The sequence below is a fragment of the Streptomyces purpurogeneiscleroticus genome (assembly GCF_020024005.1).
Lineage (GTDB): Bacteria > Actinomycetota > Actinomycetes > Streptomycetales > Streptomycetaceae > Streptomyces > Streptomyces purpurogeneiscleroticus.
This window is the reverse complement of sequence record NZ_NHSG01000489.1, coordinates 1-8,803: the sequence shown is the minus strand read 5'-3', so window position 1 is coordinate 8,803 and position 8,803 is coordinate 1. Positions and strand designations below refer to the sequence as shown.

The window sequence follows — 8,803 nt, the reverse complement described above, 5'->3', positions numbered from 1 at the left end:
TGCCGCCCCGTCTGGCGCCCTCCGCGGCCGGGCCGGGGCGGCGGGCACGTTTGCCGCCCTGTTTGGCGGCCGCCTGCGCCGCTCTGCGCCGCGCGGCGCGGCCGCCGGGGGCCGGAGGCGCTGTTTCACGTGAAACAGCGTCCTCGGGCCGTTTCACGGCCTTCGCGTCCGCCTGCCGCAGCGCCATCGTCTCGTCGTCCTGCCGCGGCGCCGCCGTCGCGTCGTCGGCGGGCAGGGACGGCACGACCGGGGCGATGAGCGTCTCGGCCGACGCAAGCGCCGCCTCGCTGTACGCGCCCGGGTCCTCCGGGGTGTACGCGTACGCCCCGGGCTGTTCGTAGGCCGAGAACTGCGGATAGCTCGGGGACGGTGGGACCTGCGGGTAGGCCGCAGTCGGTTCGTACCCGACGGCCGGATCCTCGTACTGCGGCGGTTCGTAGTACTGCTGGTGCGGTTGTTCGTTCCCGCCGGGCAGGGGGTCCGTCAGGGGATCGCCGAGCTGCCCGACGGCCGCCTCGAACGCGGCAGAGCCGTCGTACGGATCATGAGGACCGTACGACGACGTGCCTTCGCGCTCGGGGCGGAGTGCGGTCACGCGCCGGCCTTGCCGACCACGGGGGCAAGCCCCGTCGAACGCTTCACCGCTCCTTCGTCGCCGCACTCGACCAGCCAGTTGGCGAGCATTCCGTGGCCCCACTCCGTCAGCACCGACTCCGGGTGGAACTGCACGCCCTCCACCCGCGATTCGCGGTGGCGCACGCCCATCACCAGGCCGGTCTCCGTCCAGGCGGTGACCTCCAGCTCGTCCGGCAGCGTGTCCCGCTCGACCGACAGGGAGTGGTACCGGGTCGCCGTGAACGGCGTGGGCAGCCCCTGGAAGACGCCCTTGTGCTCGTGCGTCACCAGCGACGTCTTGCCGTGCAGCAGCTCGGGGGCGCGGCCCACGACACCGCCGTACGCCACCGCCATCGACTGCATGCCCAGGCACACGCCGAAGACCGGCACGTCGGTGTCCGCGCAGTGCCGCACCATGTCGATGCAGACGCCGGCCTGCTCGGGCGCGCCCGGGCCCGGCGAGAGCAGGACGCCGTCGAAGCCGTCCTGTGCGTGCCCCGGCTCCACCTCGTCGTTCCGCCGCACCTCGCACTCGGCACCGAGCTGGTAGAGGTACTGGACGAGGTTGAAGACGAAGCTGTCGTAGTTGTCGACGACGAGGATCCTCGCGCTCATCGGACGGCCTCCATTCCCTGATCCACCGTGACGTCGTTGAAGGGGAGCAGCGGCTCCGCCCAAGGAAAGACGTACTGGAAGAGCAGGAAGACGATCGCCAGCGCGAGCACGAGCGAGATCAGTGCCTTCACCCATGTGTTGCCCGGCAGATGCCGCCAGATCCAGCCGTACATGCTGTCCCTACTTGCCGATGCCAGTTGTCATTTGCCCCACCAGAGTAAGGGGCGAGCTCTGGCCATGGGGCTCAGCTGCGCAATGCCGCCGGACGTCCCTCCGCCACGGGTGAGGTGGCGTCCAGGTGCGCCCAGACGATGAGCCGGTGGCTGTGCCCCCACTCCGGCTCGCAGGTCGTCAGGGTGAGGTAACGGCCGGGACCGTCGTAGCCCGATGCACGCGGTACGGGGTCGATGACCCCGATGTCGCTCGGCAAGGTGCGGTAGGGCCGCTTGTCGATGCGGTACGTGAACCACGTCGTGCCGTCACTGATCACGACCGCGTCGCCGGGCCGCAGCCGGGGAAAGTCCTTGAAGGGATCACCGTAGGTGCGGCGGTGGCCCGCGACGGCGAAGTTTCCGGTCCCGCCGAGGCGTGCCGTACGGGCATAGTGGCCGAGGCCCTTCTTCAGCGTGCCGGTGGCGGTGCCCTCCAGGACGGGCTTGGCCCAGTCGCGGCCGAAGCGCGGGATGTACATGACGGCGAAGGGCTCCCCGTCGCGGTAGGCGGGCCGTACCGGCTCCCGCGGCCTGTCGTCATCGGGAGCGGGCGAGGCAGCCGCGACCGGGCCCGTGGACCAGCGGTCCTGCAGCCGGCCGAGCTCGCCGTCCATGGCGCTGTCGGCCCGTACGCCGGTCCAGAAGAGCACGTAGACCACGAAGAGGACGATCAGACTGCCGACGGTGAGGCACAGCTCGCTGAACGTCCGCACGATCCACCGCACCGTCGTCCCGCTCGCCATCCCGGCCCCGCCCTCTCCGCTCCGGCGCGCCGGAGCGCGCTACGGCTTCACAGGCTGTGCGTAGTGGAGATCCACTGTGCCGGAGTAGCCGCGCAGAGTCATCGCCCCGTGCGGCTCGACTTTCCAGCCGAGGCCGTACGCCTCGACGTACTGGAGGTAGTTCTGGATGGCGGGTGAGGCGTTCAGGGAGTCGGTCAGCGCCTGGCGGTCACCCACGGCGGTGACGGTGTAGGGCGGCGAGTAGACGCGGCCTTGGAGGATCAGGGTGTTGCCGACGCAGCGGACCGCGCTGGTGGAGATCAGCCGCTGGTCCATGACCCTGATGCCCTTGGCGCCGCCCTGCCACAGGGCGTTGACCACGGCCTGCAGGTCCTGCTGGTGGATGACCAGGTCGTTGGGCTGCGGCTCGGGCACGCCGGGGATCTGGGCGGTGGCGTTGGGCGGGGCGTCGGTGAGGGTGACGGTCAGGCCCTGGCCGCTCACCTTCTCCGTCCCCGCGTTCTTCTCCAGCGCGTCGACCCGGGCCTTGTCGGCGTCGGTGCTGCCGCTGTCCTTGCCGGCGAGGCGGTCGACGTCCGAGCGCAGGGAGGCGTTCCGCTCGTCCTGGATCTTGTTCTTCTGGCTGTGGTCCTGGATGAGGTCCGACAGCCGCAGCATCGAGTCGTCCGAGCGCAGGTTCGTGCCGCGCGCGGTGTCGAAACTGATCCAGAAGAGCAGCCCGGCCAGCGCGAAGACGACAAGCGTCAACAGTCGTACGGGGCGCAGCCGCAAACGAGAGCGGCGGCCGGGGGAGTCAGCGGAATTGCTCAACGTACCCTTACTCCTTACGACGCCGCGGAAGCACTACGCTAACGGACGCCCGGGGGGAGCACCCGATCCCCGACGCCTCCCGCCCGGTGCCAGCCTTTGTACATCCGCGCGGTTACGCAGCGCATCGACAGGAGAGTTCCTCGTGCCGAAGTCACGGATCCGCAAGAAGGACGACTTCACGCCGCCGCCGTCGGCGAAGCAGACCTCGATCAAGCTGAGCTCGGGGCGGAGCTGGGTGGCGCCGCTGATGCTGACGATGTTCCTGATCGGGCTGGCGTGGATCGTGTGCTTCTACGTGACCGAAGGTGACCTGCCCATCAAGTCGATGGGAAACTGGAACATCGTGGCCGGCTTCGGCTTCATCGCCGTCGGCTTCGGCGTCTCCACGCAGTGGAAGTAGCGCCCCGAGCGCAAGCTGTACCCAAGGCCATCCACACGGTTATCCACAGCCGGGGAAAACTTCAGAAGATCTGTGGATAACCCCTGTGGGGTTGACGCCGGTCACACCGGCGGCAGGCATCGCCGGTGGCCCGTATCCCCGCGCTGTACTGGGGAAACGTCCCTGCAGCGGCCCCCCTTGCCGGGATTCTGCACGGTGCGCACAGGGGCCGACACGAGCTGTGGACAAGTGAACGGGCGATCACTCCGGCCGGGTGTCCAGGAGACTCGGCGGGAGTTGTGTGACTCCTGTGGGTGATGAGCGGGCTCCCCGGCCGGGGTGGCCCGAGGTCAGCCGGTGAGCTGGAGGGTGCGGATCCACACCACCGCGACGATCACCAGGAGTGCGAGTACGCAGGCCGCGGCCTGCACCGCGTTCCGGCGGCCGCGCGGCGCGTGCACCATGGCGTACGTCACCGCGGCACCCACCACCAGGCCGCCCACGTGTGCCTGCCAGGCGATGTTCGGCCACAGGAACGTGAAGGCCAGATTCAGGCCGAGCAGGATCAGTACCGGCTTCATGTCGTAGTTCAGCCGGCGCAGCAGCACCGCCGTGGCGCCCAGCAGCCCGAAGACCGCGCCGGAGGCGCCCAGCGACGGCTGGTTCTGCGCGGCGAGCAGGTACGACAGGGCGCTGCCGCCGAGCCCGGCGAGGAAGTACAGCGCGAGGAACCTGGCCCGGCCGAGCGCCGCCTCCAGCGGCGGCCCCAGCCACCACAGCGAGAGCATGTTGAACGCGATGTGCATGACCTGCTGGTGCAGGAACATCGCGGTGATCAGGCGGTACCACTCGCCGTGCGCGACGCCGACCAGCCCCAGCGAGCCGGGATCGAAGGCCAGACCCACCAGGTCCAGCGCGTTGACGAACCGGTCACCGGTGACCATGGCCGCGACGAAGACCGCGACATTGACGCCGATGAGGATCTTGGTGAGCAGCCGCGGATCGGCGGTGAGCGCACCGCCGGCGACCGTACGCGGGCGGCTCGCGCCCGGTGCGTGACCGGTTCCGCTGCCGCCGCGGACGCATTCCGGGCAGTGGAAGCCGACCGAGGCGCTGACCATGCATTCCGGGCAGATGGGCCGCTCGCAACGGGTGCAGCTGATGCCGGTGGCCCGGTCGGGGTGGCGGTAGCAGCGCGGCGAACCGTTTCCGTCCTCCGACGGACCATTTCCGCCGTGGGCGTCCTGCGGTCCCTGCGGATTGCCTGGCGCCTGCTCCATCGCTTCCCCTCGTCCTGAATGGCGCACGGCCCTGACAAGCTGCGCGCCCCGCCTGGTCTACGACCGGGCGGGGCGTTATGGTTCCACGCCGCCCGCGGCAGGCCGCGGGCAGGGGTGGCGGCGAGGTCCTCGTGCGGCGGAACTCAGCGGGACTCAGCGAGTCTCGATGACGACCTGCTCGATGACCACGTCGTTCACCGGACGGTCGGTGCGCGGGTTGGTCTGGGTGGTCGCGATGGCGTCCACGACCTTCTTGCTCGCGTCGTTGGTGACCTCACCGAAGATGGTGTGCTTGCCGGTCAGCCACGCGGTCGGGGCCACGGTGATGAAGAACTGCGAGCCGTTGGTGCCCGGGCCGGCGTTGGCCATGGCCAGCAGGTACGGACGGTCGAAGGCGAGGTCCGGGTGGAACTCGTCGCCGAACTCGTAGCCCGGACCACCGGTGCCGTTGCCCAGCGGGTCGCCGCCCTGGAGCATGAAGCCGCTGATCACCCGGTGGAAGATGGTGCCGTCGTACAGCTTGTCCGTGGACTTCTGTCCGGTCGCCGGGTTGGTCCACTCCCGCTCGCCCTTGGCGAGTTCGACGAAGTTCTTGACCGTCTTCGGGGCGTGGTTCGGCAGAAGCCGAAGTTCGATGTCGCCCTGGTTGGTCTTCAGGGTGGCGTAGAGCTGCTCAGCCACGATCTACCTTCCATAAGTCTTCACTGACGGTTCCCGATCCTCGCACGAACGGGCGCGCCCGTCCCCCGCCCGCCACCTCATGCCCGACGTTCGCACTGATTTCCCCCCTCTGGTGGGGTTTTCGCCGCCGACCAGTGGGGACCCGTACATTCCGGTCCGGCCGGCGACCGTACGTCCGTACCGCGTGGACCGACGCCGACCACGGACCGGACCGACCCCAACCGCAGACACGTCTCCGGACAGACCGCAGACAGACCCCGACCGACGGCAGAAAGCCCGCTGACAGGGGGCGAGAAACCGCCGAATCCCGATACCTCGGCCGGAAGCCGCCGAAGCGGCGCGCTCCGCGCCGAACCGTGGCATTGTCATCACAAGGCGCCCGAAGTCCGCATTGACCCGGATGCCCGCCAGCACATGCCGTACATCCGCCTTGCAGGCATGATCTCCAAGCGGGCGGAGAGGCGTCACTGCAGACGTGGGCAAGCGCCCCCGAGCCCGGACACGCCACCCGATGAGGAGGATCCCGTGACCCGCAAGGACAGCGTGCGCGCCGCCACCGGAACGGCCAAGGACAGCGTGCGGCACGCCGCGGAGGTGGTGGCCCCGTATGCCGGCACGGCCAAGGACACCGCCGTGCACCTCACGCACGAGGCGCGCGCCAAACTGGCCCCCAAGGTGACCGAGGCCGCCCATCAGGCGCGTCATCAGTACGACGCCCGGCTGCAGCCACGACTGGAGCACGCACGCGGCGCGCTGCCCCCGAAGGTGGACGCCGCCGCCACGAAGGCCGCGGCCCGCACCCGTAAGGCCGCCCGTCAGGCCACCGACTACACCGCGCCGCGGGTGGAGAAGGCGGTACGCAGTGCCCGTGCCGCCGCCGAGCCCGCCCGCGAGGAGGCCATGCTGCGCGGAGCAGCGGCCGTGGCGGCGCTGCGCGGACAGGTCACCGCCGCCGAGATCGAGAAGCTCGCCAAGAAGCACCGCCGCCGGGCCCGGACCGGCAAGGCCGTCAAGCGGCTCACCCTCCTCGGCATCCTCGCCGGCGGCGCCTTCGCCGCGTGGAAGTGGTGGGACAAGCAGGCCAACCCCGACTGGCTGGTCGAGCCGCCCGCCGCCACCGAGGTCGGCGAGCGCGCCCCGCTCAGCGCCGTGGACGGCAGCCCCGGCGCGGTCCTGGACCCCGAGGTACAGGCCAAGCAGGCGGAATCCGAAGCAGACGAACACGACGGCGGCGGCCGCGCGTAAGCCACCCGCCGGACCGCAGAACGCCCTCCGAGCGCTTCCCGCAGCTCGGGGGGCTTTTCTGTCCCCCGGGTCCGTGCCCGGGCAATGGGACCCGGACAACGGAACCGGGGCACCGGAACCCGGGCGACGGATTCCGGCAGCGAAAAAGGCCACCCAGCCAGCGTTTCCGCAGGTCGGATGACCTTTTGAGAGTGGAGCCTAGGGGAGTCGAACCCCTGACATCTGCCATGCAAAGACAGCGCTCTACCAACTGAGCTAAGGCCCCGTCGCGCACCAGAGTACCCGGTACCCGCTCGCTTTCCCGACCGGGTATCGCTCCGGGCGGTTGCTCTCCGTAGGATGCTTCGCGAGATTCGCGGCAGCGAAGCGAAGGGGAGACGCCATGGATGCAGCACAGCAGGAAGCCACCGCGCGCGCTCGGGAGCTGCAGCGCAGCTGGTACGGAGAGCCGCTGGGGGCGCTCTTCCGTCGCCTCATCGACGATCTGGGGCTCAATCAGGCCCGTCTCGCCGCTGTGCTCGGCCTTTCGGCGCCCATGTTGTCGCAGCTGATGAGCGGCCAGCGCGCCAAGATCGGGAACCCGGCCGTGGTCCAGCGCGTACAGGCGCTCCAGGAGCTGTCCAGCCAGGTCGCGGACGGCAGCGTGTCCGCGGCGGAGGCCACCGACCGGATGGACGAGATCAAGAAGACGGCGGGCGGTTCGGTGCTGAACAACACGACGCAGACCGCCACCACGGGGGCCACCACCGTGCGTCGCGTCGTGCGCGAGATCCAGTCGCTGCTGCGGTCCGTCGCGGCGGCCGGAGACATCATCGAGGCCGCGGATTCCCTCTCCGCCACCCACCCCGAACTGGCAGAGTTCCTGCGGGTCTACGGGGCGGGCCGGACCGCCGACGCGGTGGCCCATTACGAAGCGCACCAGAACTGATCCAGGGCCGGTTACGACCAGAACCAGTCCGGAAGCAGTCCGGAACCAGTCACTTAGCGCACCAGAATCAGCCAAGCACAGGCAGCTTGTCGAGGGAGCGGACGCGGCGCCGGCGCTACGTCGCGGCGAAGGTGCTCCAGCAGAGCGACGCGCACACGTTGCTGCGCTTCGTACGGGAACAGGCGCTGCGCATCGATCACCCGCACGTGGTCGCGCCCGCCAGCTGGGCCGCCAACGACGACAAGGTCCTGTTCACCATGGACCTGGTCAACGGCGGTTCGCTGGCGCACCTGGTGGGCGACTACGGCCCGCTGCCGCCGCGCTACGTGTGCCTGCTGCTGGACCAGGTGCTCTCGGGGCTGGCCGCGGTGCACGCCGAGGGCGTGGTCCACCGGGACATCAAGCCCGCCAACATCCTGCTGGAGGCCACCGGCACCGGGCGGCCTCATGTGCGCGTCTCCGACTTCGGCATTTCGATGCGCAAGGGCGAGCCGCGGCTCACCGAGGCCGATTACGTGGTCGGGACGCCCGGTTACTTCGCGCCCGAGCAACTGCTGGGCGCCGAACCGGACTTCCCCGCCGACCTCTTCGCGGTCGGCCTGCTCGCCCTGTACCTGCTGACCGGCAGCAAGCCGGACTCCCAGGCGCTGGTCGACCACTTCACGCAGCACGGTGTGCCCGGCGCGCCCGAGGGCGTGCCCGAGCCGCTGTGGCAGGTACTGGCCGGACTGCTGCAACCCGACCCGGACGCCCGCTTCAAGACGGCGAACGGCGCCCGCAAGGCCGTTCTCTCGGCCGTGGAGCTGCTGCCCGAGGAGACGGTCGAGGACGAGATCGTCGAGGTCTTCGACCACATCGGGCCGCTGCCCACGGGGTACGGGCCCGACGGGCCGGACGGCGGCGCACCGGGCAGGGGACCGAGCGGCGGCGCGCAGGGCGGTGTGCAGGGCGGCGGTGGACCGGGCAGTGGTCCGGTGAACGCTCCTTGGACGCCGGGTACCGGCAGCTACCCGTCGGCACCGCCCGTCCCGCAGGAGCCGCCCGGCCCCACTCCCACGCCGACGCCCCTCCCGCCATCCGGTGCGCAGCCGTACCCACCACCGGTACAGCCGTACGCGCCACCTGTGCGGACATACGAGCCGACCGCCGCGGCGCAGCAGGACCTGCCGCAGACCCGGCCGTACACCGTCGGACAGCCACGCGTCCCCGCTCCTGCACCGGCGCCCGCGGGCCCCGGTGCGCAGCCCCCGACGCCCTCCGTACCGGGTGCGCAGCACGCCGCGCCCGGTGCGCAG

10 protein-coding genes, 1 tRNA gene and 1 pseudogene are annotated in these 8,803 nt (G+C 70.4%); 4 read left to right on the top strand and 8 right to left on the bottom strand.

Annotated features, from left to right (window positions below):
* The 5 genes and pseudogenes from CCS38_RS34985 to CCS38_RS34965 all read right to left on the bottom strand — a co-directional run.
* Window positions 1-595 (bottom strand): annotated as a pseudogene (locus CCS38_RS34985) (class E sortase); the annotation flags it as partial.
* A complete protein-coding gene (locus CCS38_RS34980) occupies window positions 592-1,230 on the bottom strand; it encodes an aminodeoxychorismate/anthranilate synthase component II (RefSeq protein ID WP_223737648.1) in 639 nt (212 codons plus the stop codon). The gene CCS38_RS34980 and the pseudogene CCS38_RS34985, both read right to left, overlap by 4 nt.
* Complete coding sequence (locus tag CCS38_RS34975) at window positions 1,227-1,403, bottom strand: hypothetical protein (protein WP_030259378.1); 177 nt, start codon at window positions 1,401-1,403, stop codon at window positions 1,227-1,229. The genes CCS38_RS34980 and CCS38_RS34975 overlap by 4 nt, the downstream gene beginning before the upstream one ends.
* 71 nt (window positions 1,404-1,474) lie before the next feature.
* Window positions 1,475-2,185, bottom strand: coding sequence for a class E sortase (locus tag CCS38_RS34970; protein WP_223737647.1), 711 nt, complete (start codon window positions 2,183-2,185; stop codon window positions 1,475-1,477).
* A 39-nt stretch (window positions 2,186-2,224) separates the two neighbouring features.
* Window positions 2,225-2,995, bottom strand: a complete 771-nt coding sequence (locus CCS38_RS34965) for a DUF881 domain-containing protein (RefSeq protein WP_223737646.1) — start codon at window positions 2,993-2,995, stop codon at window positions 2,225-2,227.
* 142 nt (window positions 2,996-3,137) lie between these two features.
* Between CCS38_RS34965 and crgA the strand changes: the two genes are divergently transcribed.
* Complete coding sequence (crgA, locus tag CCS38_RS34960; protein WP_223737645.1) at window positions 3,138-3,395, top strand: cell division protein CrgA; 258 nt, start codon at window positions 3,138-3,140, stop codon at window positions 3,393-3,395.
* A gap of 329 nt (window positions 3,396-3,724) precedes the next feature.
* On the opposite strand, the gene CCS38_RS34955 is transcribed toward crgA, so the two are convergent.
* Window positions 3,725-4,654 (bottom strand): rhomboid family intramembrane serine protease, encoded by a 930-nt coding sequence (locus tag CCS38_RS34955; protein ID WP_223737644.1) that lies wholly within the window; start codon window positions 4,652-4,654, stop codon window positions 3,725-3,727.
* Window positions 4,655-4,807: 153 nt separating this feature from the next.
* The gene (locus CCS38_RS34950; protein ID WP_223737643.1) at window positions 4,808-5,335 is read right to left on the bottom strand and encodes a peptidylprolyl isomerase; all 528 of its coding nucleotides are present in this window, start codon (window positions 5,333-5,335) and stop codon (window positions 4,808-4,810) included.
* 525 nt (window positions 5,336-5,860) lie between these two features.
* On the opposite strand from CCS38_RS34950, the gene CCS38_RS34945 reads away from it, so the two are divergent.
* The gene (locus CCS38_RS34945; protein WP_223737642.1) at window positions 5,861-6,580 is read left to right on the top strand and encodes a DUF5324 family protein; all 720 of its coding nucleotides are present in this window, start codon (window positions 5,861-5,863) and stop codon (window positions 6,578-6,580) included.
* Between the two features lie 192 nt (window positions 6,581-6,772).
* Here the strand turns inward: CCS38_RS34945 and CCS38_RS34940 are convergent.
* Window positions 6,773-6,845: transfer RNA gene (locus CCS38_RS34940), tRNA-Ala, on the bottom strand.
* 117 nt (window positions 6,846-6,962) lie between these two features.
* Between CCS38_RS34940 and CCS38_RS34935 the strand changes: the two genes are divergently transcribed.
* Window positions 6,963-7,508, top strand: coding sequence for a helix-turn-helix domain-containing protein (locus tag CCS38_RS34935; RefSeq protein WP_030259400.1), 546 nt, complete (start codon window positions 6,963-6,965; stop codon window positions 7,506-7,508).
* An 86-nt stretch (window positions 7,509-7,594) separates the two neighbouring features.
* Window positions 7,595-8,803: serine/threonine-protein kinase (locus CCS38_RS34930; protein ID WP_223737641.1), on the top strand; the 1,209-nt coding region annotated here is incomplete at its 3' end.

Bases quoted from the DNA above. Each gene is read 5' to 3' on its own strand.
- CCS38_RS34980 (WP_223737648.1), bottom strand. From the start codon at position 1,230: ATGAGCGCGAGGATCCTCGTCGTCGACAACTACGACAGCTTCGTCTTC.
- CCS38_RS34975 (WP_030259378.1), bottom strand. From the start codon at position 1,403: ATGTACGGCTGGATCTGGCGGCATCTGCCGGGCAACACATGGGTGAAG.
- CCS38_RS34970 (WP_223737647.1), bottom strand. From the start codon at position 2,185: ATGGCGAGCGGGACGACGGTGCGGTGGATCGTGCGGACGTTCAGCGAG.
- CCS38_RS34955 (WP_223737644.1), bottom strand. From the start codon at position 4,654: ATGGAGCAGGCGCCAGGCAATCCGCAGGGACCGCAGGACGCCCACGGC.
- CCS38_RS34935 (WP_030259400.1), top strand. From the start codon at position 6,963: ATGGATGCAGCACAGCAGGAAGCCACCGCGCGCGCTCGGGAGCTGCAG.